Below are 24,680 nucleotides of genomic sequence, written 5' to 3' on the forward strand. Positions count from 1 at the left end.
GATGACCGTGAGCACGGACCTGCCGGGCTACAAACAGGCGCGCCGGTCGCAGATCGTGGCCGCGGCGACGGCGGCGCTCAAGGAGCACGAGTACGAGCAGATCCAGATGCGCGACGTGGCCGAGAAGGCCGACGTGGCGCTGGGCACGCTGTACCGCTATTTCAGCTCCAAGGAGCATGTCTACGCCGCCGTGCTGATGGAGTGGGCACAGCCGGTGTTCGCCGACGCGACCGAGGACACCCGCCCGGCCGAACGCCGGGTGCGTGAGAAGGTGCGCGGCATCATCACCAGTTTCGAGCGCTGGCCGGCCTTCTTCAAGGTGTGCATGCTGTTGCAGCACACCACCGATGCCAACGCCGCGCCCCTGATGCGGCAGTTCGCCGAGACCGCGCAGCGCACCCTGGCCGCCGACTTCGCCGCGCTGGGGCACCAGGAGTCCGTCGACACCGCGATCATGATGTGGGGCATCATCAGCACGATGCTGTCCGGCGCGATCCACAACGGGTACCCGATCGGGGACGCTTACCGGGTGGCCGACGCGTTCATCGACCTGGTGGCGTCGCGCCTGCCCGCGGATCAGCGCTCGGCGAACACCGGAGGCTGATGAGCCCGCACCGGCGGCAGCGGCCCGGTGAACTTCTCCACCTGCACCAGCACATGTGCCCCGGTGCAGCCCCGGGCCAGCGCCGAGGTGCCGACATCGTCGGTCAACACGTTCGGATTGCCGTGCACGCACAGGGAATCCGGGTCGGCGGGGTCCAGCGGATCGAACCAGGCGCCCGTCGACAGCTGCACCACCTTGGCGCGCAGGCCGGCATCGGTCACCACCCCGGCCAGGCAGGCGCCGCGGTCGTTGAACACCCGCACCACGTCCCCGTCGGCCAGCCCGCGTTCGGCGGCGTCGTCCGGGTGCATCCGGATCGGTTCGCGGCCGGCCACTTTCGACTGCTGGCTGAGCGCACCGGTGTCGAGCTGGCTGTGCAGCCGCGACGCCGGCTGGTTGGCCAGCAGATGCAGGGGGAAGGCGGCCGCCCGCGGGCCGCCGAGCCATTCGGCCGGCTCGAACCAGGCCGGGTGGCCGATGCAGTCGGCGTAGCCGAAACCGTCGATATCGGCCGAGAAGATCTCGATGCGTCCGCTCGGGGTGTTGAGCCGGTGTGTGTGCGGGTCGGCCCGGAAGTCCGACAGCAGGGTCAGGCCCGGCTCGGTGGGCAGGCGCAGCGAGCCGTCGGCCCAGAACTGGTCGAACGACGGTACCGCGAAATCCAGTCCGGCCGCCCACTTTTCGTACAGGTGCACCAGCCATTGGCGGGCCGTGCGGCCCTCGGTGAAGGCGTCGCCGATACCGAGCCGGCCGGCCACCGCGGCGAAGGTGGCGTAGTCGTCGCGGGACTGGGCGTGCGGGCGGGCCAGGGCGGGCATCGCCACCAGCAGCGGGTCGTTGCGCGAGCCCGAGAAGTCGTCGCGCTCGTAGGCCGTGGTCGAGGGCACCACGATGTCGGCGTGTTTGGCCATCGCGGTCCAGTACGGGTCGTGCACGACGATGGTGTCCGGCCGGGCCAGGGCTCGGCGCAGCCGCGGGATGTTCTGGTGGTGGTGGAACGGATTGCCGCCGGCCCAGTACACCAACCGGATGTCGGGGTAGGTCAGTCGCAGCCCGTTGTAGTCGTAGTCTTCGCCGGGGTGCAGCAGCATATCGCTGATCGCTGCGACCGGGATGAACGTCGACACCGGGTTGTGGCCCTGCGGCAGCGCGGGCAGCCGCACCCGCAGTGGGGCCAGGCCGGGTTCGTTCATCGACCCGTATCCGTGCCCGAATCCGCCTCCGGGCAGCCCGATTTGGCCCAGCATCGCGGCCAGGGTCAGCCCCATCCAGGGCGCCTGCTCGCCGTGCCGGATGCGCTGCAGCGACCAGCTGACGGTGACCAGGGTGCGACTGGCGGCCATCCGGCGGGCCAGCGCGGTGATGTCCTGCGCGGCGATACCGCTGATGGCCGACGCCCACGCCGGTGACTTCGGCACGCCGTCGTCGGTGCCCAACAGATAGCGCTCGAACCGGTCGTAGCCGACGCAGTGGGTGTCCAGGAAGCCGCGGTCGGCCAGGCCCTCGGTGGCCAGCACATGGGCCAGCGCCAGCATGATCGCCACATCGGTGCCGGGTACCGGTGCGTGCCAGACGCACTCGCCCTCGATGTCGTCGCGCAGCGGTGAGAACGACACGATGCGCCCGCCGCGGGCCCGGAACCGGTGTAGGGCGTCGCGCGCCGGGTGTGCCGTGGTGCCGCCGTGGTTGATGCCGGTGTTCTTCAGCGCGATCCCGCCGAAGCACACCAGCAGATCGGTGTGTTCGACGATGACGTCCCAGTGGGTGGAGCGCTTGAACAGGTCGTCATGGGTGCCGACCACCCGGGGCATGATGGCGCCGGTGGCGCCCAGGCTGTACGAGTGCCGCGACGAGGTGTAGCCGCCGAGCAGTTTGAGGAATCGGTGCACCTGGCTCTGGGCGTGGTGGAACCGCCCGGCGCTGGCCCAGCCGTAGGACCCGCCGTAGATCGCTTCGTTGCCGTGGCTGTCGATGACCCGGCGCAGTTCGGCGGCCAGCAGCTCGGTGAGCTCGGCCCAGGACACCGCGACGAACTCGTCGGCGCCGCGCGTGGTGCTGGGACCGGGTCCGTCGCGCAACCAGCCACGGCGCACGGCCGGTCCGGTGATGCGCGCCCGGTGCCGCAGCGAGCCCGGCAGGTTGGCCAGCAGCGGTGACGGGTCGGCGTCACCGGCGCGCGGTGTCACGGCGGTGATATCGCCGTCGCTCACCACTGCGGTGAAGGCACCCCAGTGGGCGAGGCTGGCGCGGGACACGCACCAATCCTAGGGGGATGCCCTGACCGGTCGACCAACCATCTGGTTGGTATATGTTGGGCGCCACACCGCACATCCCAGTACCGGAGGTCACACCATGGGCGTCATCAAGTTCGAGCGCACGCTGTTCGAACCGGAGCACGACCTGTTCCGCGAGTCCTACCGCGCGTTCCTCGAGCGGCATGCCACGCCGTTCCAGGAGGAGTGGGAGAAGGCCAAGATCGTCGACCGGGAGGTCTGGCGCGAGGCCGGTAAGCAGGGCTTTCTCGGGATGGCCGTGCCCGAGGAGTACGGCGGTGGCGGCAACCCCGACTTCCGCTACAACGTCGTCGTCACCGAGGAGACGACCGCGGGACGGCACAGCGGCCTTGGCTTCACCCTGCAGAACGACGTCATCGCGCCGTACCTGCTGGAGCTGGCGACCGACGAGCAGAAGAAGCGCTGGTTGCCCGGATTCTGCAGCGGGGAATTGATCGCGGCGATCGCAATGACCGAACCCGGCACCGGCAGCGACCTGCAGGGCATCAAGACCCGCGCGGTGAAGCAGGGCGACCACTACGTCCTCAACGGATCGAAGACGTTCATCACCAACGGGATCCACGCCGATCTGGTGATCGTGGTGGCATGCACCGACCCGGACAAGGGTGCCCAGGGGTTCAGCCTGCTGGTCGTCGAGCGCGGCATGGCCGGCTTCGAGCGGGGCCGGCATCTGGACAAGATCGGACTGGAGGCGCAGGACACCGCCGAGCTGTCGTTCACCGATGTGGTGGTGCCCGCCGAGAACCTACTCGGCCAGGAGGGGATGGGCTTCATCTACCTGATGCAGAACCTGCCCCAGGAGCGGATCAGTATCGCGGTGATGGCCGCCGCGGCGATGGAGTCGACGCTGGAAGCCACGCTGCAGTACACCAAGGAGCGCAAGGCGTTCGGCAAGCCGATCGGCAGCTTCCAGAACAGCCGCTTCGTGCTGGCCGAGCTGGCCACCGAGGCCACCGCGGTGCGGATCATGGTCGACGAGTTCATCCGGCTGCATCTGGACCGCAAGTTGACCGTGGACCAGGCGGCGATGGCCAAGTGGTACTCCACCGAGGCGCAGGTGCGCCTGGTCGACCGCTGCCTGCAGCTGCACGGGGGCTACGGGTACATGCGCGAGTACCCCATCGCCAAGGCCTTCCTGGACTCCCGCATCCAGACCATCTACGGCGGCACCACCGAAATCATGAAAGAGATCATCGGCCGGGGCCTGGGCGTTTGACGGCCCCCGGGCGGCGCGCGGCCGTCCGACACGCTTCCGGTACAGGTCGCGATATCCCACGAGATGGCGTCCCGCTGACGCAGAGTTGACGAAAGCGATACTTTCGTGGGGTTTGCACGAGATCGGGAGGACTGATGACCAGGCAGCGAACCCGGCTGCGCACCGCCGCCGGGCGTGCGTTGCTGGGGTTGGCGGGGCCGGTGCTGGTGGCAGCCATGGTGCTGTACGCGGCACCCGCTTTCGCCACACCCGAGAGTGACGCGGATGCGGCGATCAGCGCAGCGTGGGACGGCGCCGGTGGTGACACCGGTCCGCTGGGCGCCAAGGATGGCGGCGTCTACGCGGTCGGCGCGGGCTTCGGGCAGAACTTTGCCGGCGGCAAGATCTTCTTCACCCCGGAGACGGGTGCGCACATCATGACGGGCGCGATCCTGGACAAGTACCAGTCCCTCGGCGGGCCGGCCGACAGCGATCTGGGTTTCCCGACCATCGACGAGGGACCCGGCCGCGCACCCGACAGCCGCAACTCCACGTTCAGCGCGGCGGACAACCCGGTCATCTTCTGGACCCCGGACAACGGGGCGCGGGTGGTGCGCGGGCCGATCAACGCCGCATGGGACAAGCTCGGCGGTTCGGCCGCGGTGCTCGGGGTGCCGTCCGGGGACGAGACCTCGCGCGGCGACGTGATCTCCCAGCAGTTCACCGGTGGCGAGGTGTCGTGGAACCGGAAGACCAAGCAGTTCACCACCACCCCGCCCGAGCTGGCCGACCAGCTGGCCGGGCTGGAGGTGCCCTCGGACGCCACCTCGGAGATCGCCGCGGCGCGCCGCGCGGCCGGTGGTGCGCTCGGCCCGCTGGGTGCCCCGGACGGCGGGCAGTACGCGATCGGCTCCGACGGCGTCGGCCAGAACTTCGCCGGCGGCAAGATCTTCTACAGCCCGGCCACCGGTGCCAATGTGGTGACCGGGCAGGTGCTGGCCAAATACGAGAGCGTCGGTGGCCCGACCGGCGACCTGGGATTCCCGACGGCCAGCGAGGCCGACGGGGGACTGGCGCCGGCCAGCCGTTTCGTGCCCTTCGCCGCCGCGGACCAACCCGTCATCTTCTGGACGCCCGACTTCGGTGCGGTGATCGTGCGCGGGGCGATGAACGCCGCCTGGCAGAAACTCGGCGGGGCGACCGGCGAATTGGGCGCCCCCAAGAGCGACCAAACCGAGAACGGTGACGTCATCAGCCAGCAGTTCAGCGGCGGCAGCATCTCCTGGAATCGGGCGACGCACACCTTCACCACCGAACCCGCGAACCTGCAGTCGCAGCTGGCCGGACTCGAGGTGCCCGGCGCGGATGCGCCGAAGGCACCGGCCGCCGAGCCCACCGGTGACAACGGCAACAAGTGGTACACGTGGAGCTGGTGGTGGCTGCTGGGCCTGATCCCGCTGCTGGCGTTGATCGGCCTGATCGTGGTGGCGGTGCTGCGCAATCGGCGTTCCCGCGCCGACCAGTTCGCCGGCGAGCACTACGACGAGTACGAGTCCGGTTACCACGAGGGTTACGAGCACGCCGGTTATGACGGTGCCGGATATGACCAGGCCGATTTCGACAGGGCCGGTCGCGACCCGGCCGGATTCGATGAGGCCGGGTTCGATGAGGCTGGGTTCGATGAGGCCGGCTACGACTCGCACGAGCCCGACGACTACGAGAGCGGCCCGGCCGGCTTCGGCCAGGAACCCGGTGGATATTCGCCGCAGAGCCCGTGGGCGCTGTCGGTGCCCCGAGCCGGAGACGCCCCCGACGCCCCCGACACCGACGACGATGGCGATGACGCCGACTTCGTCGACACGGCGCCGACGCGTATCGAATCCGACGTCCCGGCCGAGGCCCCGGAGGAAGCCGCCGCAGAACCCACCGCAGAACCGGCGGCCGACACCGACAGCGAACCGCCGACGACGGGAGTGAGCCTGGTGGGGGGTCTGCCGCCCATTCCGCGCTCCACCTATGAACCCGATTTCCCCAGCGGGCGGCACGCGGCCATCCAGATCGAGGAGCCGGACCCGGCGCGCACCTCGGTGCGGCCGGCCGGCAGTGATCCGTTCCGCGCACCCGACGGCTACCTGGTCAAGGCCGATACCGGCACCGGCCTGTACTGGACTCCGGGAACGCCCGGTTACGACCAGACGCCGGCCGAGATCTGGTTCGCCAGTGAGGAATTCGCCGTGACGAACGGATTCGTCCGGGCCGACTGAGGGCCCGTCAGATCTTGCGGATGACGGTCACAACCTTGCCCAGCACGACCGCGTCGTTGCCGGGGATGGGGTCGAACGCCGGGTTGTGCGGCATCAGCCAGACCTGACCGCGCGTCCGCTTGAAGGTCTTGACGGTGGCCTCACCGTCGATCATGGCTGCGACGATATCGCCGTTGTCGGCGACGTTCTGTTGCCGGACCACCACCCAGTCGCCGTCGCAGATGGCGGCGTCCACCATCGACTCGCCGACCACCTTCAGCAGGAACAGCGAGCCCTCGCCGACCAGTTCGCGCGGCAGCGGGAAGACATCCTCGACGGCCTCCTCGGCCAGGATCGGCCCGCCGGCCGCGATCCGGCCCAACACCGGCACGAAGGTGGGCTCGGGCAGGGCATCGGAACCGGCGACATCGGTGGCAACGATCGGGGTCACCGCGTCGTCGGCGCCGCGGACGTCCACCGCGCGCGGGCGGTTGGGATCGCGGCGCAGGTAGCCCTTGCGTTCCAGGGTGCGCAGCTGGTGTGCCACCGATGACGTGGACGTCAGACCGACCGCGTCCCCGATCTCGCGGATGCTGGGCGGATACCCGCGACTGGTGACCGACGCGCGGATGACCTCGAGGATCGTGCGCTGCCGCTCGGTGAGGCCCGACCGCGGTTCAGGGGTGTCGGTGTGCTCGCTCATGGCGCCGAATCTAGTCGCACCGCCTACATTAATCAAACATGTGTTCGAGGCGTGTCGGCATCGGCGCCGGTCTGTGGCCCTTGTTGCTGAAGTGACCTGTGCGACCTGTGTGACATCTCAGACTTGTCGGTGGGTGCCTTTATCGTTTGCAACAGTTCGATCACATGTTCTACCGATCGAACACCTGATCGACTATCTTCGAACACAAGAGCGAACGACCGGCAGGAAACCCCAGGAAAGGCGAAACGATGACCGTCATGGACACCCGATTCGGCACCGAATTCGATGATGCGTTCGATCCCCGCTTCGATTCTGCGTTCGAGGACCGTGAGTTCGGCCGGGCCCGGGTGGCGGTCCGCCGGCCCGCCCCAGCCGAGGTGTGGCCGCTGCCGCGTGACGTCGTCGTGCGCCGCCGCCGGCCCCAGGTGCGTCGGCCGGCAGGGGCGGCGTTCGGTTACCGGGGCACCGGCGTGCTGATGTCGCGGGCGTCGCGCCGCCGACGCCCGATCACCCCGGTCACCACGGTGGTGCTGGCATTGATCGCCGCGGCGATCACGGTATGGCTGGGTCTGGTCGCCCAGGTGGGTGGCGGCGTCGGCGACACCGCGGTGCAGGTGCCCACCCGGCTCTCGGTCGTCCAGGTCGAGGCAGGGGAGACGCTGCAGCACGTCGCGCAGCGGGTGGCGCCCGACGCGCCGGTGAACTCCGTGGTGGACCGCATCAAGGAGCTCAACAAGCTGGACTCGAGCTCGGTGCTGGCCGGCCAGACCCTCATTGCGCCGATCGGCTGAGCTGCCCGAGCGTGGTGCAGGTAGGCTCGGAGGCGTTCGATCTGGTCGACATGCGGCACGGCGAAGGAGCGGTGATGCACTGTCCGTTCTGCCGCCACCCGGATTCCCGTGTCGTCGATTCCCGTGAGACCGACGAGGGCCAGGCCATCCGCCGCCGGCGTTCGTGCCCGGAATGCGGCCGCCGCTTCACCACCGTGGAGACCGCCGTGCTGGCCGTGGTGAAACGCAGCGGGGTCACCGAACCGTTCAGCCGCGAGAAGGTCATCAAGGGCGTGCGCCGCGCCTGCCAGGGCCGCCAGGTCGACGACGACGCACTCAATCTGCTGGCCCAACAGGTGGAGGACGCCGTCCGGGCCGCGGGCTCACCCGAAATTCCCAGCCACGAGGTCGGACTGGCCATCCTCGGACCGCTACGCGAGCTCGACGAGGTGGCCTACCTGAGGTTCGCCTCGGTATACCGGTCGTTCAGCTCGGCCGAAGACTTCGAGCGCGAGATCGCCGAACTGCGCGCTCACCGCCGGGTGAGCAGCCCCGGCTGACCATCCACCTGTTCCGTCAGTCCAGCAGCGTATTGCCGTCGTGCACGACGCGCCCGCCGACCTTCACCCAGCCCTGCGGATCCCACCAGGTGTCGATCAGTGACCCCTTGCCCTGGATGATGTGCAGATCCCGGCTGAGATAGTCGGTCATGCGGACCGCCGCCGCGCCGGTCGCCTCATCCTCGACGATGCCCAGATTCGGGGCGAACATCCGCGACCGCAGCTCGCCGGGCGCGGCGTCGGTCCACGCCCAGATGTAGTGCTCGGCATCGCCGGTGTAGTCGGCCGGGTCGGCCGCCAGCACGTCGTCGACCGACGCCAGGTCGTAGATCGCGAACTCGGGCGCCCATTCGGCCCGCGCGCTGATCACGGTGAGGTCCGCGCCGGCGTCGTCGGTGCGGTACTCGACCTGCACCAGCCCGGCCGGCACCTGCAGGGTCCGGACCGGGATGCCGCGTGCGCGCAGCCACCACGCCGCGCCGACGGTCGGATGCCCGGCGAACGGGAGTTCGACGGCGGGGGTGAAGATGTGCGCGCTCGCCGTCGTCGCGCCCGGGGCGGGCACGTCGATGAAAATTGTTTCGCTGTAGCCCAATTCGGTGGCCACCCGCTGCCGGTCGGCCGGGTCGACGGCCGCGGCGTCGACCACGCCGAGCGGATTGCCGAACTCGCCTTCGGGATTGGTGAACACTCGCAGCACGCTCACGTCGACCGCCATGCACCCGATCGTAGGCGTGATCGCGCGTCAGGTGGCGCTTCGCTCGTCCCCGCCGATCGCGTCGAGCACCGCCACCCGGGTGTCCAGCGGCCCGCTGATCGCCTTCTCGCTGATGCCCGAACGCAACAATTCGCGCAGCAAGTCCTGGTCATAGCGGGCCGGCTGGGTCGAGTCGATGAAGCGCTCGACGATCGCGACGAACCGGTCGGGATCGTCGTGGAACGGAAAATGCCCGGACCCGTCGAAGATGTCCAACTGTGATCCGGGCATGGCCGAATGGGCCAGGTGGGCATGGCTGACCGGGATCACCGAATCGTGCTTGCCCCAAACGAGCTGAACCGGAACCGATTCGGTCAAATAACATCGATCCAGCATGGTGACCACCTGGCCGCGCCAGTCCACCACCGCCCGCAAGGTCCGCGCGAACGCCGACGACGCGGTGGGCTCGGGCAGGTCGTTGAGCACCCGCAACACATCCGGTAGGTCGCGTCCCACCCCGGTCGAACCGAACAGCGTCCCGCCGATCCGCCCGGCCGCCTGCAGGGCGGGCAACACCAACGGCAACCGCAACAGGGCCAAGGCCTCGCTGCCCATCGGCAGCGACGCGATCCGAAGGGCGATGTTCACGTCCTTGGTGACCCCGCCGGAGCCCACCAGCACCAGCCGGTCGACCAACTGCGGGAACTGGTAGGCGAACTGCATCGCCACGCCGCCGCCCAGCGAGTGACCCACCACCGTGACGCGGTCGACATCGAGCACCGACAACAGATCGCGCATCCCGTTGGCGTACGCGGCAACCGAGTAATCCGCCCGCGGCTTGTCGGACTGACCGTGGCCCAGCAGATCCGGCGCGATCACGGTGAACCGCTGCGCGAGGGCGGCCTGCACGGTGTGCCAGGTCGTCGAGTTGTCACCGATGCCGTGGATCAGCAGGATCGCCGGTCCGGACCCGCAGATCCGGAACGCGCGGCGGTAACCGTGGATGGTGCGGAACTGCAGGGTGGGCGTGGTCTCCCGCACCGGCCGAAGCTTGGTTTTCCGTTCGGTCATCTCCGCCATGTCCTTCCCGACCTCGATGCCGAACCGGTATCGGCTAGCTGTCGTCCTGATTGTCAGGGAACCCGTCGGAGAAGCCTTCTCTGAACTTGTCGTTCGCCTGCTGTGCCAGGAACCGCTCGAACTCCGCACCCAACTCGTCGCCGCTGGGCAGATCCTCGTCGCGGGCTAACAACGACCGGTTTTCCTGAGCGGCGACGAATGCATCGTACTGGCGCTCCAATGCCGTCACCACCTGAGCGACCTCGGCGCTCGCGGCCACCTGCTCGTTGATCTTGGTGTGCACCTCAGCGGCGGCTTCGCCGAGCGCATCGAGGGGGATCTGCAGTCCGGCGCAGCGGGCGACCTCGGTCAGCAGGGTCTCCGCGGCCGGCGGATAGGGAGTTTGCGCCAGGTAGTGCGGCACATGCACGGTGAAGCCCAGCGCGTCGTGGCCGTGCTGGCCCATCCGGAACTCCAGCAGGTTCGACACGCTCGCCGGCACCTGGACCTCGCCGACCCACGGGGTGTACTCGCTGATGAGTTCCTTGTTGGTCGAATGCGCGGTGAGCGTCACCGGCCGGGTGTGCGGCACCGCCATCGGGATGGTGCCCAGCCCGATCACCTGACGGACGCCGAGCCGTTCGGCCAACAGCCGCACCGCCGTGATGAAGCGTTCCCAGCGCAGGTCCGGCTCCAACCCGGCCAACAGCAGAAACGGGGTGCCGGTGCTGTCGCGAAGCGCGTACAGGTTCAGTTCGGGCTGGTCGTAGCTGGTGAAGTGATCGGTCTTGAAGGTCATCAGCGGTCGCCGCGACCGGTAGTCGAGCAGTTCGTCGATCGCGAACGAAGCCACCAGTTCGGTGTCGAGCGTGTCCTTCAGGTGCTGGGCGGCCAGCCGGACGGCGTGCCCCGCGTCCGAGAACCCCTCCAGCGCATGGATCAGCACCGGACCGCGCCCGTCCGACGCGGACAGTTGCGGGGCCGGGAACTCCAGCTCGTACATGCCCGTCTGGTCGGGTTGATAGTGCGGTTCCGGGTGACCTGATTGATCGACCATGTGCTTCACCTCCTCTTCACCAGATTGTCTCGTATTTTGTCCTTCAAACAGCGTGCGGCCCCCGGCTATGCCCCCTCGACGCCCTCTCGATGCCCTCTCGATGCCCCCGCCGGATGTTCTCCCAGCGCTTTCACCAGGTTTGTCGGGCAGGATCATGACGTGCGAATGACGATGTGGGTAACGGCGGTGGCGCTGGCCGGTGCGCTGGTCGCCGGCTGCGCGGCCGCGCCGCAGGCCCGTCGCTTCGCCACCGTCGAGGCCAGCACGCCCGAGGCCGTCCCGGTCGTTCCCGACCGCCGGATCGGCGCCCTCTTCGTCGGGGGCGGTGATCTGCACGCCTGCACCGCGGCGGTGCTGGACTCGCCGGCCGGTGACCTGATCCTGACGGCGGCGCACTGCCTGGACGGGGGCCCGGACGCGACGTTCGCGGCCGGGTTCGCCGGCACCACCGACCCGGACCAGCTGTGGCACCTCGACACCATCTATCTGGACCCACGGTGGAGCGCGAACCAGAACCCCCGCGCCGACTTCGCCGTCGCGCGGGTCAGCCGGGACGGCGGCGGGTCGGTGGCGGCCGCGGTCGGAGGTGGCTTCCGGCTGGGGACGGCACCGGCCCCGGGCACCGATGTCGCGGTCACCGGTTATCCGATGGGCGTGGGCGGCGGGCCGATCGGCTGTCACGCCCCCACCAGCACCACCAAGGCGGGCTACCCGTTGTTGCGGTGCGGTGGTCTGGTGGACGGCACCAGCGGCTCGCCGTGGCTGGTCGGTTCCACCATCACCGGTTTGACGGGCGGGCTCGACGGGGGCGGGTGCGCCGAAAACCTGTCCTATTCACCGCCGTTCGATCACACCGCCGAAGAACTGTTGCTCCGCGCGGAGGGACAGGGCCCCGGCGACCAGGCCCCGGACTCCTCGGCGCTGGACTGCTAACGCTTGAACTGGCTCAGCGCGCGCAGCTTGTTCATCACGTCCAGCGCCGCCACCTTGTAGGCCTCGGAGAACGTCGGATAGTTGAACACGGCGTCGACCAGGTATTCGACGGTGCCGCCGCAGCCCATCACGGCCTGCCCGATGTGCACCATCTCGGTGGCGTTGGTGCCGAAGATGTGCACCCCGAGCAGGCGCAGATCCTCGGTGGACACCAACAGTTTCAACATGCCGTAGGAGTCGCCGGCGATCTGACCGCGGGCCAGCTCGCGGTACCGCGACACACCGACCTCGTAGGGGATGGCGTCCTTGGTCAGATCCACCTCGGTGGCACCGACATAGGACACCTCCGGGATCGAGTAGATGCCGATCGGCTGCAGGTCCATCATGCCCTTGGTGGGCTCACCGAAGGCGTGGTAGGCGGCCAGGCGGCCCTGCTCCATCGAGGTGGCGGCCAGCGCGGGGAACCCGATCACGTCGCCGACGGCGTAGATGTGCTCGACCTTGGTGGCGAAGTTGTCGTCGACGAAGATGCGGCCCCGGTTGTCGGCCTCCAGACCGGCGTTGGCCAGGTCCAGGTGATCGGTCTGCCCCTGCCGCCCGGCGGAGTACATCACCGTCTCGGCGGGGATCTGCTTACCGCTGGCCAGCGTGGTCACGGTGCCGGCCGACCCGACATCGACCGCGGTCACCTCCTCGCCGAACCGGAAGGTGACGGCCAGGTCGCGCAGGTGGAACCGCAGCGCCTCGACGATCTCCGGATCGCAGAATTCCAGCATCGACTCGCGCTTCTCCACCACCGTCACCTTGGTGCCCAGCGCGGCGAACATGGATGCGTACTCGATGCCGATCACCCCGGCGCCGACCACCACCATCGATGTCGGGATGGCCTTGAGGTCGAGGATGCCGTCGGAGTCGAGCACCCGGTTCTCGTCGAACTCGACACCGCTGGGCCGGGCCGGTTTGGTTCCGGTGGCGATGACGATGTTGGCGCCGCGGATGGTGATCCGCTCGGCTCGGCTGGGGTCGTCGACCAGCAGGGTGTGGTCGTCCACGAACCGGCCGTGCCCGACGTAGAGCTCGACCCGGTTGCGCATCAGCTGCGAGCGCACCACGTCGATCTCCTTGCCGATCACGTGCTGGGTGCGGGCCAACAGGTCGGCCGGGGTGATCTTCTCCTTCACCCGGTAGCTGGCGCCGTAGAGCTCACGCTGGCTCATCCCGGTGAGGTAGACGACGGCCTCACGCAGCGTCTTGGACGGGATCGTGCCGGTGTTGACGCAGACGCCGCCGAGCATCATGCCGCGCTCGATGACCGCCACCGATTTCCCCAGTTTGGCGGCGGCGATGGCCGCACGCTGACCGCCCGGACCGGAACCGATGACGACCAGGTCGTACTCCTGCATGGAACCCATGTGTGCAGTCCTACGCCGGTTGCACCGATCTCGCACGCCGACGACGCCGAATTGCGGGTTAACAACTCGCGATCGATGCACAGTTGCGGATTCATCCACAATCCACGGCGCCGGGCGGCCGCAGCGACGCCGGCTGACGGTGCCGGCTGTGACGGTGGGGTCATGACATCTCAACCCCGCCTTTTCGATCTCGACCGCCCGGCCGCGCTGATCGCGGCGCTGCCCGCGGTGCTCGGCTTCGTTCCCGAGCACTCGCTGGTCCTGGTCACCGTGGACCGCGGTGACATCGGCCCCGTCCTGCGTGTGGATCTCAGTGCCGCACTGGTGACCGGCACCGCGCACCTCGCCCAGGTGGTCGCGGCGTCCACTCCGGACGCCGTGATCGCCGTCATCGTCGACGAGGACGGGACCGACGGCGATGCCTGCGGTGTCGACCACCTCGATCTCGCCGACCGGCTGGCGGAGTCGCTGGACGAGTACGCCATCCTGCTGCTGGCCGTCCTGGTCGTCGATCGGGTGACACCGGGCGGGCGGTGGTCCTGCGCGGACGGCTGCGGCGCCGGCGGGCTGATCGACGATCCGGACGCCTCACCGCTGGCGGCGGCCGCGGTGCTCGAGGGGCGCAGGCTCTACCGGCGGCGCCAGGATCTGGAACAGGTCGTCGGGGTGGTCGACGAGGCCCGCCGAGACCGGTTGCGGGACAGGCTTGCCCGGTGCCAACAGCCGAGTGGGCCGGCCGCTGCGGCGGACGCGGTGCGGCGGGCGCTCACGATGGCCGCGCAGGCCGGCGACCCCCAGGACGCGGAGGTGGTCGCGCTGGCCTGCGCGCTGACCGACCCGATGGTGCGCGACACCCTGTATGCGCTGGCGGTCGGGGAGCGGGCCGCCGACGCGGAAGCGCTGTGGACGGTGTTGGCCCGCACCCTGCCCGATCCGTGGCGGGTCGAGGCGTTGGTGCTGTTGGCGTTTTCCGCCTACGCCCGCGGCGACGGTCCGCTGGCCGGGATCGCGCTGGAAGCGGCGCTCGACGAGCTGCCCGCGCACCGGATGGCCGGCATGCTCGACCAGGCGTTGCAGTCGGGGATGCACCCACGGCAGATCCGCGAGCTGGCACTCACCGGTTACCGGACGGCCGCCCAGCTGGGGGTGCGCCTGCCGCCGCGCCGCGCGTTCGGGCAGCGCGCCGGGTGATGCGGGGTCAGGCCTTCTCGACCTTGACGGCGTGCGCCATGTGATGCGGCAGTTCGACCTCCTGATGTCCCGGGATCAGGATCAGCACACCGCCGCCGGGTTCGTCGCTGACCTGGACGGTGACCCTGGCATTGGGCACCACGCCGGCATCCTTGAGCCGGCCGATCAGTTCGACATCGCCCTGGACGTGCTCGGTCAGTTGACGCACCACCACCGCGACCGGCGAGCCGGACGGTAATTCGGTGAGCCGCACCAGGTTCGCGTCCTCACTGGCGCCGGTTTCGCCGTAGCCCAGCTCGGACAGCCCGGGGATGGGGTTGCCGAACGGCGAGGTGGTCGGGTTGTTGAGCACCTGCAGCAGCCGGCGCTCCACGTCCTCGCTCATCACGTGCTCCCACCGGCAGGCCTCGGCGTGCACTTCCTCCCACGGCAGGCCGATCACGTCGACCAGCAACCGTTCGGCCAGGCGGTGTTTGCGCATGACGGAGATGGCCAGATAGCGGCCCTTCTCGGTGAGTTCCAGGTGGCGATCGCCCGCCACGTGCAGCAGGCCGTCGCGCTCCATCCGGGACACGGTCTGGCTGACGGTGGGCCCACTCTGCTCGAGACGTTCCGCGATCCGGGCACGCAGCGGCACCACGCCCTCTTCCTCGAGGTCGTAGATGGTCCGCAGGTACATCTCGGTGGTGTCGATCAGATCGTTCATGCGCTACCTTCCAGGCCCTCCGTCGATTGTCGAGTCTACCGGTCTGGGCGCTTGAACAGGGCTGCAACATCCTCCCGGCGCAATGTGATGCCCGCCGCGCGAAGGCGCGACGGGCATCACCGGGAAGGGGTTTCGCTAGCTGGCGTAGGACCGCAGCCGTTCGGCGCGTTCGCCGTTGCGCAGCTTGGCCATCACCTCGCGCTCGATCTGGCGGACCCGTTCGCGGGACAGCCCGAACAGCTTGCCGATCTGGTCCAGGGTGCGCGGCTGGCCGTCGTCCAGGCCGAACCGCAGCCGGATGACCTGCTGCTCGCGTTCGTCCAGCGTGGTCAGCACGTACCGGATATCGGTGTGCAGCAGCTCGGAGATCACCGCGTTCTCCGCCGACATCGCCTCGGCGTCCTCGATGAAGTCACCCAGCGGGGCCTCCTCGTCGGTGCCGACCGGCATGTCCAGGCTCACCGGGTCGCGGCTGTGCTCCAGCAGATCGTTGATCTTCTCCACCGGGATGCCCGACTCTTCGGCCAGTTCCTCGTCGGTGGCTTCCCGGCCGAGGTTCTGGTGCATCTCGCGCTTGATCCGGGCCAGCTTGTTGACCTGCTCGACCAGATGCACGGGCAGCCGGATGGTGCGGCTCTGGTCGGCCATGCCGCGGGTGATGGCCTGACGGATCCACCAGGTGGCGTAGGTCGAGAACTTGAAGCCCTTGGTGTAGTCGAACTTCTCCATGGCCCGGATGAGTCCCAGGTTGCCCTCCTGGATCAGGTCCAGCAGCGGCATGCCGCGGCCGGTGTAGCGCTTGGCCAGCGACACCACCAGGCGCAGGTTGGCTTCCAGCAGGTGCCGGCGGGCGGAGTCACCGTCGCGCACCACGGCCGCGAGGTCCTTCTTCCGGGCCTCGCCGAGACGCTTGCGGGTCTCCAGCAGATGCTGGGCGTACAGCCCGGCCTCGATGCGCTTGGCCAACTCGACCTCGTCCGCGGCGGTCAGCAGCGCGGTCTTACCGATGCCGTTGAGATACACACGGACAAGATCGGCGGCTGGGCTCTGAGCGTCCAGATCGCTGTCGACACGGCTTGCGTTGGCGATCGCCATTTACGGCCTCCTGATCGGCTGGAACTGTCACTGCGTTCAACGTCCGTACAGGGCTCAGAGTTCCCACTGGTTCCCGATGTCACACCTACTGACCTGCGGTTTTTTCGCGACGACCTGAGATTCTCCTGAGAAGTGCTAAAGAACCGCACTCAGGTGGGAACGCGGGTGGGAAACGCGGCGGTCAGGATGCGTCGGTCCCGGCGCCCGGGTCGACGGGGCGCGCGGGTTCGAGCGCCGGGCGCTCGGCGGTGGGGAACAGGGGTGTGCGGCGCGGGCCGGCCGAGTCGTACCGGCGCGGCTCGGTGGCCTTGCGCGGCGGGCGGTCGTTGGCGATCAGGACGGCCATCCACGGCAGCGGGATGGACAGCACGATGATGCCCAGCGAGATGAGTCCGTTCTGCCAGATGCCGTAGGCGACCGCCGCCAGCACCAGGGCCGGGATGCGGAACGCCATCAAGGTGAAGTACTTGCGCATCCGGGCGCGGTGTTGTTCTTCGTAGGGCAGGGCGGCGCGGGTGATCAGGATCGGTCGACCGTCGTCGTCGAAACTCAGCTCCGGGCCGTGTTTCATAATCTCCACTGTCCCACATCTTCGGACCGGCGCGCGGGCCGGGCACAATAGGGGGATGCAGACCCAGACGATCGAACGCCCGGACACCGACGAACGCGTCGACGACGGGACCGATGACGATGCCCCCAAGGTCTTCCACTACGTCAAGAAGGACAAGATCGCCGAAAGTGCCGTGATGGGTACGCATGTCGTGGCCCTGTGCGGTGAGGTGTTCCCGGTGACCAAGGCCGCCAAGCCCGGCTCGCCGGTGTGCCCGGACTGCAAGCGGATCTACGAACAGCTCAAGAAGTAGCTCAAGAAGTAGTGCCGTCGGCGCCGTTGCGGGTGTCGGTGCGTTCCTCGATCCACTCCCGCAGCCGGCGCGCGTGCGTGTCCGGCGCGGGCCACTCCTCCTGCACGGCCGCGTTCAACTCGGCGCCGATCATGATGGCGAAGCCGAGCAGGAAGGCGAACAACAGGAACGCGATCGGGGTGGCCAGCGCACCGTAGGTGTAGCCGGTTGCGGTGATCCAGGTGAGGTAGATGCGCAAGCCCACCGTCGCGATGAGGAAGACCGCGGTCGCCAGCACCGCGCCCACCAGCAACCGATGGGTGGGCAGCGGCGCCGGCAACGACACCCGATACAGCACGGTCACCGCCAGCACGAGCACGATCACCAGCACCGGGTAGTACCCGTACTGCAGCACGTTGTCCCAGCTCTCCGGGATGGATTCGGAGATCTTGCGCGGCCCCAACGCGATGAACGGCGCGGTCAGCACCGCGCACACGAGCATCACCACGTACAGACCCAGCGCGTAGAACCGCTGCCGCACCGGATGGCGCAGCGGCGTCTGGTCGTGCGCCTCGACCACCGAGTCGACGAACGCCGAGATCGCCGAGGAGCCGGCCCACAACGAGATGACGAAGCCGAGCGACACCACCTCGCCGCGGGCACCGCGGACGATGTCGTAGATCGTCGGCGCGATGATCTCGTTGACGACGTTCTGCGAGAAGAACCGGCCCGACGTCCCGATCAGCTGTTCCTCGATCGCCGGCAGGGTGTCCGGTCCGAACAGTGGGGCCAGGTACGCCAGGCTGCCCAGCATGCCCAGGAGCAACGGCGGTAGGGACAACGCGCACCAGAAGGCGGCTTGCGCGGCCTCGGAGAAAATCGAGTCGTCCCACGCCTTGGACAGCGTGCGCTTGGTGATGGGCCAGATGTGGTGGCGGGTGGGTCTTGCGGGGGGCTGGTCGCTCATGACCAGTCCAGCATTCCCTACGCGTCGACCGGCTTGACCTCCAGCACCGCGGCCAGTTCGATCAGCTTGGCTTCGTGCTCGTTGGCGTGGTGCTGGCAGAACAGGAGTTCGGCGCCCGACGGGAGGGTGGCCCGCACTTGCGCAGCCGCACCGCAGCGGTCGCAGCGATCGGCCCGGGTCAGTTCCGGACTGGTCAGGATTGCGTTCACGGCACGTCCTCCGTTCAGCTTGATGCGTGCTTCTACTGTGTCAGACGTATGAGGTTCCGGCCTTGTTCCCCCACGGTTCACCGGTGTGTCGTGTCTCACGGGGCGCTCCCGTTGCGGGGCGGGCACGCTGGGCGCATGATCCGCGACTCCGAGGTCCTCGTTCACCTGTGCTCGTCCCAGGAATGGCTCGCCGCCCAACGGGCGGGCGAACACCGCCCGGCCTCGCTCGCCGACGTCGGCTTCGTCCACCTTTCGGCCCCTGAACAGGTCCATCTGCCCGCCAACCGGCTGTACGCCGGGCGCACCGACCTGGTGTTGCTGGCCGTCGATCCGGGCAAGCTGACCGACCCGGTGCGCTGGGAGCCCGGGGTGCCGACCGATCCGGAATCGATGCTGTTCCCGCACCTTTACGGGCCGTTGCCCGCGGCGGCTGTGACAAGTGTCACGAGCTACCTGCCCGGCCCCGACGGGCGGTTTGCCCAGTGCGGCGCTCAGCCGCCCAGGTAGGCGTCGGCCTCGATCTCCACGAGCAGTTCGGGCGCGATGAGCGCGGCGACCTCGACCATGGTGGTCACCGGCCGGACGTCGCCGAAGAACTCGCGGTGCACGGCGCCGATCTCCCGCCATCGGGAGATGTCGGTGACGAACATCCGGGTCCGCACCACGTCCGACAGGGCGGCACCGGCCTCGCCGAGGGCCGCCTCGATGCGCCGCAGCGCCGCGCGGGTCTGCTCGGCGGGCGAATCCCCGGGTGCGGTGGTCCCGGACACCGCCACGTGATCGCCGATCCGCACGGCGCGCGAATAGCCAACCGTGGCTTCGAATTCCGATCCGGAGGCGATATTGATCCGCGAGTCTGGCACGGCGTCTAGGTTAGGGGAGTGCGGGTCGCGGTGGTCACGGGTGCCAGCAGGGGCGCCGGTCTCGGTATCGCCGGCGCGCTGAGCGCCCGCGGCTGGCGGGTTTACGCGACCGGTCGGACCATCGCCGAAGCGCCGCCCGGGGGTGTCGCGGTGCGGCTGGACCACGCCGACGACGACGCCGTGGCCGCGTTGTTCGCCCGCATCGACGCCGACGAGGGCGGGCTGGACCTGCTGGTGAACAACGCCGCCGTCGTGCACGACCAGCTCACCGGTTCGAAGCCGTTCTGGGAGAAGCCGATCGGGCTCGGTGACGTGCTCGACGTCGGGCTGCGTTCGGCGTATGTGGCGTCCTGGCATGCCGCGCCGCTGCTGCTGCGCCGGCCGCGCGGGCTGATCGCGTTCACCTCGTCGCCCGGCTCGGTGTGCTACATGCACGGTCCTGCATATGGGGCGCAGAAGGCCGGGATCGACAAGATGGCCGCCGATATGGCCGTCGACTTCCGCGGCACATCCGTGGCGTGTGTGTCGATCTGGATGGGCATCCTGCTCACCGAGCGGTTGCGTGCCGCGTTCGCCGGGCATCCCGACGCGCTGGCCGAGACCGCGCGGCATGCCGAGACACCGGAGTTCACCGGTCACCTGATCGATGCGCTGTTCGACGATCCGGAGCTGGCCGGGCGCAGTGGGCACACCGTGATCGGCGCCGAGTTGGCGGCGCGGTACGGCATCACCGACGAAGGGGGCCGTCAGCCGCCATCGCACCGCGAAATGTTGGGTGCCCCACGGGAACCGAGTTCGGTGGTGGTGCGTTGACCCGAGCCGAGCCCGCCCGAAGCTGTCAGTTTGCTGGCAGTCGGCGCCGCGATGCCGTTGTCGGCCGCGGTCTACGGTCATAATTCTGCGAGCCACCACCGCAGATTTGGGTTCTCCTCCCAAGTCGATTCAGCTTGAGGAGGAGTCGATGACGCGTCGAGCACGCCACCGCGAGCCGTTCGCCTGGCTCGGCGCCGGCGCCGTCACGCTGGGGATGGGCGCGGCGCTGGCCGGCGGTCCGGCCCTTGCCCATGCCGACGAGACGACCGCATCGTCGACGACCTCCAGTGCGGGCACGAAGTCGGGTTCGACCCCGGCGGCAACCACGCTCGCCCACATGTGGCATCTGCCCGTCCTGAGTCTCCCGAAAAACCTGAGCCTGCCGAGCCCGCCGAAGAAACCCCACCGGCCTGCCCACCCGGATGGAGACACGCACGACTCGTCCGTGCCCCGGAAACCGGCAACGGGGACCGCAGAGTCGGAGAAGCGGCCGGTACCGCCCGTGCATAGGACCGAGGCCGCCGACCCGGGCGCCGGCACATCGCCGCGACCCGTCCCGGCCGCAGCCCCCACGGAAGCTCCGGTGCGGCAGGTGGATTCGTTCGCGCCGCAAGTAGTCGCCAATGTCACCCGGGCCATCGGCGCCGTCGTGCGGGCGCTGGTGTCGCCGTGGTCGGCCAGCGGTACGGGAGGTGGCGGGCCGGTGGACACACCGGTGCAGTGGGTGCTCGCGGCGGTGGCGCGCCGTCAGCTCGGCACGGTCCACAGGCCAGCCGCCGCCACCACCGTCAGCGCGCCGGCCGTCGTCGACGCGGCCCCGGTGTTCACCGCGCCGACGGTGATCACGGCCAGCAGCGCCACCGGGGTGGTCACCGGCTCGGCGATCGCCACTGACGCCGACAACGACAAACTCACCTACAGTGCCACCGCGACCAAGGGCACCGTGACCGTCAATACCGGCACCGGCGCGTTCAGCTACACCCCGTCGGCGGCCGCCCGCCACGCCGCTGCGTCCGACACCGCCACCGATGCCGACCGGTCCGCCACCGTCACAGTCAGCGTCACCGATGGCCACGGCGGCACGGCGGCCACCGTCGTCGACGTGCCGGTGGCCCCGAAGAACAGTGCGCCGGCGGTGACGGTCAGCGTGGGCAGCCCGAACGCGACGACAGGTGTGGTCGCCGGCAGGATCACCGCCACCGACGCCGACCGCGACGCCCTGGCCTACAGCGTGACGACGACGGCCGCGAAGGGAACGCTCACCGTCGATGCGAGCACCGGCGCCTACAGCTACACCCCGACCGTGGACGCGCGTCTGGCCGCGGCGGCCAAGGGTGCCACCACCGCCGACAAGCACGACACGTTCACCGTGGCCGTCGACGACGGCCACGGTGGCGTCACCGCCGAGACCGTCACCGTGTCGGTGGCCCCGCTGGGGGACCGGCCGGTCGCGGCGACCCCGACCGTGAACGCCGCGGACGCCACCGGAACCGTCGACGGCGCAGTCGAATTCATCGAGCCGTATGCCCAACTGCCGCTGACCTACACGGTGACCAAGGCCACGGCCAAGGGTACGGTCACCGTCGACGCGGCCACCGGTGAGTTCGTCTACACCCCGTCCGCGGCGGCCCGCCTGGCGGCCGGTGTCTCGACCAAACCGGTGACCGACAAATTCACCGTCACCGCGGCCAACTCGATCACCTCGACCACCGAGACGGTCACCGTCACCGTGGCGCCCGCCGTGCTCGCGGTCACCGGTTCGGTCGACCCGGCCGGTGCGCCGCGTGCCCTCACCGGCGCGGTGAGCCCCGACGGCAAGACCGTCTACGTCTCCGACGCGACCGCCGGCACGGTGTCGGCGATCAGCGGGGCGCTCACCACCACGATTCCCGTCGGCGGCGCACCGGGCGCCGAGGCGATGAACCCCAGCGGCAGCAAGGTCTATGTCGCGGACAGGGCCTCCGACGTGGTGTCGGTCATCGATACCACGACCGATACCGTCACGGGAACCATCACTGTCGGACGTAATCCCTCGGCGCTGTTGGTCAGTTCCGACGGCGCCACCCTGTATGTCGCCAACGCCGGTTCCAATACCGTGTCCGTGGTCAACACCGCCACCGGGGCGGTGACCAAGACCATCCGAGTCGGCAGCACGCCGTCGGGGCTGGCGCTCAAACTCGACGGCAGCCGGCTCTATGTCGCCAACGCGGGTTCCGGCACGGTCACGAAGATCAACACCGCCACCCGGGCCGTCACCATGACGCTGAAGGTCGGCAGCGCGCCGGTCGGGCTGACCGTGAGTCCCGACGGCAGTGCCCTCTATGTCGCCGACACTGGCGCCGACGCCATCTCGATGATCTCGACCAGCAACAATTCGGTGATCACCACCAAACTCCAAGTCGTGGTCGACGCGCTGGCGACCGGACCTGATGGCGGCCTCTACGCTTCCGACGGCGCCGACGCGGTATCGGTGGTGTCGGTCCGCAGCGGGGTCGACACCCCGGTGCTGACGAATATGACGGTCGGTTCGCCCGATGCCAGGACGGGTGTGGTCACCGGGTCCGTCACCTTCCTCGACCCGTCGGGGAAAGCGTTGACCTACAAGGTGATCACCGCGCCGGCCGACGGCACGGTGACGGCCACCTCGGCGGGTGTGTTCACCTACACCCCGACCGCCACGGCACGGCTGGCCGCCGCAGCGACCGATACCACCGACACCTTCACCATCGTCGCCACCAACGGGTTGGCCACGACGTCGCAAACCGTGACGGTACCCGTCGCCGGCCAAGTCAACGCGTCTGTCGCGCTGAAGATGGTGTACGGGACCGAGCCGGTGGTCTACGTGTCCGTCAACGGCGGGGCCCGGGTTCCCGTGCTGGTCGACACCGGATCGGTGGGGCTGGTGATCACATCGAAATACGTTGGAACACAACAAAATCTCGGCGTCTCCACCGGATCTGGCGCCAGCGGATACTCGGGCGGTCTGAGCTACACCTTCGACACCTACATGACCACAGTCGATTTCGGCAACGGAATCGTGTCTGGACCCACCTCGGTCGATATCGTCAGCTCCGCCTCACAGTCGGCCTTCGCATCCTTCGCCGCCAGGGACGGTGTCGTGGGGATCCTGGGCATCGGGCCGAATTCGTATGGCCCCGGGCCGAGTTCGGTGATTTCGGCACTCTCGGGTGACCTGAACTATGGCGTGCTCATCGACGAACAAAATGGCCTGCTGGAATTCGGCCCCAACCCGTTGGCCGCGCTGGTGACGCTGACCGGCTCGCCATGGACCTCGGTGCGGGTGCAGGTCGGCAGCGGCACCATCCGGCAGGTGACGACGGTGCTCGACTCCGGTGGGGTCTACGGCACCGTCCCGTCCTGGTTGGTCGGCGGGGTATCGACGGTCCCGGTCGGCACGATCATCAGCGTGTACACGAGCGACGGACGAACGCTGCTGTACTCCTACACGACGACCGCATCGAATAGTCCCACCGTGACCTCGGATACCTATATGAACTCCGGCTACCTGCCTTTCGCCATGGGGCCGATCTACGTTTCCTACATCGGCGGGGGCGGCGGGCAGACCATCTTCGATGTCTGACCCGTCGTCGCGCCCAGCACGGTCGTGTTACGTTGAGGCGTCATTCTGTAAAGTGCTCCAACGTGGCCATGTTGTCGGGTTTCTCGCCGTGGATCGTCTACTGGCTGCTGGTCGGACACGTCGCACCTTGGATTGCCGCGGGGCTCGCCCTGGTCGTCGCGCTCTCCGCGGTGGTCATCGCCCGGGTCCGGGGCGCGGCGGTGCGGCTGTTCGAGGCCGCGGCCGTCCTGACGTTCGCGGTGCTGGTGTTGTTGAGCCTCACCGTCGGCCGGGGTCTCCTGGACCGCTGGGCGCCGGCGCTGAGCTGTGCCGGCCTGCTGATCATGGCCGTTGCCGGCGTGCTGGTCGGTAGGCCGTTCGTCCGCGAGATCGCCACGGCCGAGTTGGCTCCCGAGGTGCTCAAGAACGATCTGTTCGCGCCGGTCACCGCGACCATCACCTGGATCTGGGCCGGCGCGTTTGCGGCCATGACGGTGTCCGCGGCGATCCCGGCGACCCGGTGGGTGCTGCCGTGGGCGGTGCTGGCCGTCGCGGTTCTGGCCGCGCGGGTGCTGACCGAACGTCTGGTCGCGGAGGCGACCAGTCCGCACACGGTGCGCAAGACCACGTTCGTGGCCTTCAAGGAGCTGGAGATCGACCAGTTGTACTACCTGGCGCGGGAGAAGGCCGACCGGGAAGCCGGCGCGGACATGGAGGCCTACGACGTGAAGCTGGGTGCGCAGGGCGTGCCGCTGACCGGAGACGACTCCCGCGAATCGTGGCCGGCGTCCTACAAACTGCGCCCTCGCAAACACTGATGCGCTGCTCTTTAGCAGAAGCTCCTTAACTTGGCAACCAGTACGGGTTTGCCGCCTGTACTTTCCCAG

General features: G+C 68.8%; 24 protein-coding genes. 12 read left to right on the plus strand and 12 right to left on the minus strand.

From position 1 onward, the window contains the following. Window position 1: 1 nt before the first annotated feature. Entirely contained in the window at window positions 2-604 is a 603-nt protein-coding gene (locus BN977_RS27975) for a TetR/AcrR family transcriptional regulator (RefSeq protein ID WP_036403172.1), read from the plus strand. On the opposite strand, the gene BN977_RS27980 is transcribed toward BN977_RS27975, so the two are convergent. After that, entirely contained in the window at window positions 577-2,859 is a 2,283-nt protein-coding gene (locus tag BN977_RS27980; protein ID WP_036403174.1) for a molybdopterin-dependent oxidoreductase, read from the minus strand. The two genes, BN977_RS27975 and BN977_RS27980, sit on opposite strands and share 28 nt — an antisense overlap. Window positions 2,860-2,956: 97 nt before the next feature. On the opposite strand from BN977_RS27980, the gene BN977_RS27985 reads away from it, so the two are divergent. Both BN977_RS27985 and BN977_RS27990 read left to right on the plus strand, forming a co-directional pair. Beyond that, window positions 2,957-4,114 carry an acyl-CoA dehydrogenase family protein gene (locus BN977_RS27985; RefSeq protein ID WP_024449748.1) on the plus strand — a complete coding sequence of 386 codons (1,158 nt, stop codon included), beginning with the start codon at window positions 2,957-2,959 and terminating at the stop codon, window positions 4,112-4,114. 134 nt (window positions 4,115-4,248) lie between these two features. Further along, window positions 4,249-6,357 carry an LGFP repeat-containing protein gene (locus BN977_RS27990; RefSeq protein ID WP_036403176.1) on the plus strand — a complete coding sequence of 703 codons (2,109 nt, stop codon included), beginning with the start codon at window positions 4,249-4,251 and terminating at the stop codon, window positions 6,355-6,357. Between the two features lie 7 nt (window positions 6,358-6,364). Here the strand turns inward: BN977_RS27990 and lexA are convergent, their stop codons facing one another. Then, window positions 6,365-7,039, minus strand: a complete 675-nt coding sequence (gene lexA / locus BN977_RS27995; protein WP_024449750.1) for a transcriptional repressor LexA — start codon at window positions 7,037-7,039, stop codon at window positions 6,365-6,367. Window positions 7,040-7,287: 248 nt separating this feature from the next. Between lexA and BN977_RS28000 the strand changes: the two genes are divergently transcribed. Next, window positions 7,288-7,830, plus strand: coding sequence for a LysM peptidoglycan-binding domain-containing protein (locus BN977_RS28000; RefSeq protein WP_234709679.1), 543 nt, complete (start codon window positions 7,288-7,290; stop codon window positions 7,828-7,830). 74 nt (window positions 7,831-7,904) lie between these two features. Then, window positions 7,905-8,369: a transcriptional regulator NrdR gene (nrdR, locus tag BN977_RS28005; RefSeq protein WP_024449752.1), complete on the plus strand. Its 465-nt coding sequence runs from the start codon at window positions 7,905-7,907 to the stop codon at window positions 8,367-8,369. Window positions 8,370-8,385: 16 nt separating this feature from the next. Here the strand turns inward: nrdR and BN977_RS28010 are convergent, their stop codons facing one another. The 3 genes from BN977_RS28010 to BN977_RS28020 are packed head-to-tail and all read right to left on the minus strand — an operon-like array spanning window position 8,386 to window position 11,182. After that, window positions 8,386-9,087 (minus strand): PhzF family protein, encoded by a 702-nt coding sequence (locus BN977_RS28010; protein WP_036403178.1) that lies wholly within the window; start codon window positions 9,085-9,087, stop codon window positions 8,386-8,388. Between the two features lie 27 nt (window positions 9,088-9,114). After that, entirely contained in the window at window positions 9,115-10,137 is a 1,023-nt protein-coding gene (locus BN977_RS28015) for an alpha/beta fold hydrolase (protein ID WP_024449754.1), read from the minus strand. A 43-nt stretch (window positions 10,138-10,180) separates the two neighbouring features. Then, a complete protein-coding gene (locus tag BN977_RS28020; RefSeq protein WP_036404630.1) occupies window positions 10,181-11,182 on the minus strand; it encodes a proteasome assembly chaperone family protein in 1,002 nt (333 codons plus the stop codon). 165 nt (window positions 11,183-11,347) lie between these two features. Between BN977_RS28020 and BN977_RS28025 the strand changes: the two genes are divergently transcribed. Further along, window positions 11,348-12,115, plus strand: a complete 768-nt coding sequence (locus tag BN977_RS28025) for a trypsin-like serine peptidase (protein ID WP_036403180.1) — start codon at window positions 11,348-11,350, stop codon at window positions 12,113-12,115. On the opposite strand, the gene sthA is transcribed toward BN977_RS28025, so the two are convergent. Beyond that, a complete protein-coding gene (sthA, locus tag BN977_RS28030) occupies window positions 12,112-13,527 on the minus strand; it encodes a Si-specific NAD(P)(+) transhydrogenase (protein ID WP_036403183.1) in 1,416 nt (471 codons plus the stop codon). The two genes, BN977_RS28025 and sthA, sit on opposite strands and share 4 nt — an antisense overlap. Before the next feature lie 162 nt (window positions 13,528-13,689). Here sthA and BN977_RS28035 point away from each other — a divergent pair, with 162 nt between their 5' ends. After that, window positions 13,690-14,718, plus strand: coding sequence for a DUF4192 domain-containing protein (locus BN977_RS28035; protein WP_036403186.1), 1,029 nt, complete (start codon window positions 13,690-13,692; stop codon window positions 14,716-14,718). A 7-nt stretch (window positions 14,719-14,725) separates the two neighbouring features. On the opposite strand, the gene BN977_RS28040 is transcribed toward BN977_RS28035, so the two are convergent. The 3 genes from BN977_RS28040 to BN977_RS28050 all read right to left on the minus strand — a co-directional run bounded on the left by BN977_RS28040 (window position 14,726) and on the right by BN977_RS28050 (window position 17,090). Further along, window positions 14,726-15,424, minus strand: coding sequence for an iron-dependent transcriptional repressor DtxR (locus BN977_RS28040; protein ID WP_024449759.1), 699 nt, complete (start codon window positions 15,422-15,424; stop codon window positions 14,726-14,728). A 135-nt stretch (window positions 15,425-15,559) separates the two neighbouring features. Beyond that, entirely contained in the window at window positions 15,560-16,519 is a 960-nt protein-coding gene (locus BN977_RS28045) for a sigma-70 family RNA polymerase sigma factor (protein ID WP_024449760.1), read from the minus strand. 181 nt (window positions 16,520-16,700) lie between these two features. Continuing rightward, entirely contained in the window at window positions 16,701-17,090 is a 390-nt protein-coding gene (locus tag BN977_RS28050) for a DUF3099 domain-containing protein (protein WP_024449761.1), read from the minus strand. A gap of 55 nt (window positions 17,091-17,145) precedes the next feature. Between BN977_RS28050 and BN977_RS28055 the strand changes: the two genes are divergently transcribed. Beyond that, window positions 17,146-17,382, plus strand: a complete 237-nt coding sequence (locus BN977_RS28055; protein ID WP_024449762.1) for a DUF3039 domain-containing protein — start codon at window positions 17,146-17,148, stop codon at window positions 17,380-17,382. A gap of 1 nt (window position 17,383) precedes the next feature. On the opposite strand, the gene BN977_RS28060 is transcribed toward BN977_RS28055, so the two are convergent. Both BN977_RS28060 and BN977_RS28065 read right to left on the minus strand, forming a co-directional pair. Further along, window positions 17,384-18,328: a YihY/virulence factor BrkB family protein gene (locus BN977_RS28060; RefSeq protein WP_024449763.1), complete on the minus strand. Its 945-nt coding sequence runs from the start codon at window positions 18,326-18,328 to the stop codon at window positions 17,384-17,386. 17 nt (window positions 18,329-18,345) lie between these two features. Beyond that, window positions 18,346-18,537 carry a DUF7455 domain-containing protein gene (locus BN977_RS28065; RefSeq protein ID WP_024449764.1) on the minus strand — a complete coding sequence of 64 codons (192 nt, stop codon included), beginning with the start codon at window positions 18,535-18,537 and terminating at the stop codon, window positions 18,346-18,348. A 135-nt stretch (window positions 18,538-18,672) separates the two neighbouring features. On the opposite strand from BN977_RS28065, the gene BN977_RS28070 reads away from it, so the two are divergent. Continuing rightward, window positions 18,673-19,044 (plus strand): DUF952 domain-containing protein, encoded by a 372-nt coding sequence (locus BN977_RS28070; protein ID WP_036403189.1) that lies wholly within the window; start codon window positions 18,673-18,675, stop codon window positions 19,042-19,044. On the opposite strand, the gene BN977_RS28075 is transcribed toward BN977_RS28070, so the two are convergent. Beyond that, the gene (locus BN977_RS28075) at window positions 19,029-19,400 is read right to left on the minus strand and encodes a RidA family protein (protein WP_024449766.1); all 372 of its coding nucleotides are present in this window, start codon (window positions 19,398-19,400) and stop codon (window positions 19,029-19,031) included. The two genes, BN977_RS28070 and BN977_RS28075, sit on opposite strands and share 16 nt — an antisense overlap. 18 nt (window positions 19,401-19,418) lie before the next feature. On the opposite strand from BN977_RS28075, the gene BN977_RS28080 reads away from it, so the two are divergent. From BN977_RS28080 to BN977_RS28090, 3 genes are all read left to right on the plus strand, one after another. Next, window positions 19,419-20,213 (plus strand): SDR family NAD(P)-dependent oxidoreductase, encoded by a 795-nt coding sequence (locus BN977_RS28080; RefSeq protein ID WP_036403191.1) that lies wholly within the window; start codon window positions 19,419-19,421, stop codon window positions 20,211-20,213. A gap of 148 nt (window positions 20,214-20,361) precedes the next feature. Next, on the plus strand, window positions 20,362-23,814 hold the full coding sequence (locus BN977_RS32100) for a PecA family PE domain-processing aspartic protease (protein WP_084172694.1): 3,453 nt from the start codon (window positions 20,362-20,364) through the stop codon (window positions 23,812-23,814). A 68-nt stretch (window positions 23,815-23,882) separates the two neighbouring features. Continuing rightward, window positions 23,883-24,611, plus strand: a complete 729-nt coding sequence (locus tag BN977_RS28090) for a hypothetical protein (RefSeq protein ID WP_306372274.1) — start codon at window positions 23,883-23,885, stop codon at window positions 24,609-24,611. Window positions 24,612-24,680 lie beyond the last annotated feature (69 nt).

This window comes from Mycolicibacterium cosmeticum (genome assembly GCF_000613185.1).
Classification (GTDB): Bacteria; Actinomycetota; Actinomycetes; order Mycobacteriales; family Mycobacteriaceae; genus Mycobacterium; species Mycobacterium cosmeticum.

Bases quoted from the DNA above. Each gene is read 5' to 3' on its own strand.
- BN977_RS27975 (WP_036403172.1), top strand. From the start codon at position 2: ATGACCGTGAGCACGGACCTGCCGGGCTACAAACAGGCGCGCCGGTCG.
- BN977_RS27985 (WP_024449748.1), top strand. From the start codon at position 2,957: ATGGGCGTCATCAAGTTCGAGCGCACGCTGTTCGAACCGGAGCACGAC.
- BN977_RS27990 (WP_036403176.1), top strand. From the start codon at position 4,249: ATGACCAGGCAGCGAACCCGGCTGCGCACCGCCGCCGGGCGTGCGTTG.
- lexA (WP_024449750.1), bottom strand. From the start codon at position 7,039: ATGAGCGAGCACACCGACACCCCTGAACCGCGGTCGGGCCTCACCGAG.
- BN977_RS28000 (WP_234709679.1), top strand. From the start codon at position 7,288: ATGACCGTCATGGACACCCGATTCGGCACCGAATTCGATGATGCGTTC.
- nrdR (WP_024449752.1), top strand. From the start codon at position 7,905: ATGCACTGTCCGTTCTGCCGCCACCCGGATTCCCGTGTCGTCGATTCC.
- BN977_RS28010 (WP_036403178.1), bottom strand. From the start codon at position 9,087: ATGGCGGTCGACGTGAGCGTGCTGCGAGTGTTCACCAATCCCGAAGGC.
- BN977_RS28015 (WP_024449754.1), bottom strand. From the start codon at position 10,137: ATGACCGAACGGAAAACCAAGCTTCGGCCGGTGCGGGAGACCACGCCC.
- BN977_RS28020 (WP_036404630.1), bottom strand. From the start codon at position 11,182: ATGGTCGATCAATCAGGTCACCCGGAACCGCACTATCAACCCGACCAG.
- BN977_RS28025 (WP_036403180.1), top strand. From the start codon at position 11,348: ATGACGATGTGGGTAACGGCGGTGGCGCTGGCCGGTGCGCTGGTCGCC.
- sthA (WP_036403183.1), bottom strand. From the start codon at position 13,527: ATGGGTTCCATGCAGGAGTACGACCTGGTCGTCATCGGTTCCGGTCCG.
- BN977_RS28035 (WP_036403186.1), top strand. From the start codon at position 13,690: ATGACATCTCAACCCCGCCTTTTCGATCTCGACCGCCCGGCCGCGCTG.
- BN977_RS28040 (WP_024449759.1), bottom strand. From the start codon at position 15,424: ATGAACGATCTGATCGACACCACCGAGATGTACCTGCGGACCATCTAC.
- BN977_RS28045 (WP_024449760.1), bottom strand. From the start codon at position 16,519: ATGGCGATCGCCAACGCAAGCCGTGTCGACAGCGATCTGGACGCTCAG.
- BN977_RS28050 (WP_024449761.1), bottom strand. From the start codon at position 17,090: ATGAAACACGGCCCGGAGCTGAGTTTCGACGACGACGGTCGACCGATC.
- BN977_RS28055 (WP_024449762.1), top strand. From the start codon at position 17,146: ATGCAGACCCAGACGATCGAACGCCCGGACACCGACGAACGCGTCGAC.
- BN977_RS28060 (WP_024449763.1), bottom strand. From the start codon at position 18,328: ATGAGCGACCAGCCCCCCGCAAGACCCACCCGCCACCACATCTGGCCC.
- BN977_RS28070 (WP_036403189.1), top strand. From the start codon at position 18,673: ATGATCCGCGACTCCGAGGTCCTCGTTCACCTGTGCTCGTCCCAGGAA.
- BN977_RS32100 (WP_084172694.1), top strand. From the start codon at position 20,362: ATGACGCGTCGAGCACGCCACCGCGAGCCGTTCGCCTGGCTCGGCGCC.
- BN977_RS28090 (WP_306372274.1), top strand. From the start codon at position 23,883: ATGTTGTCGGGTTTCTCGCCGTGGATCGTCTACTGGCTGCTGGTCGGA.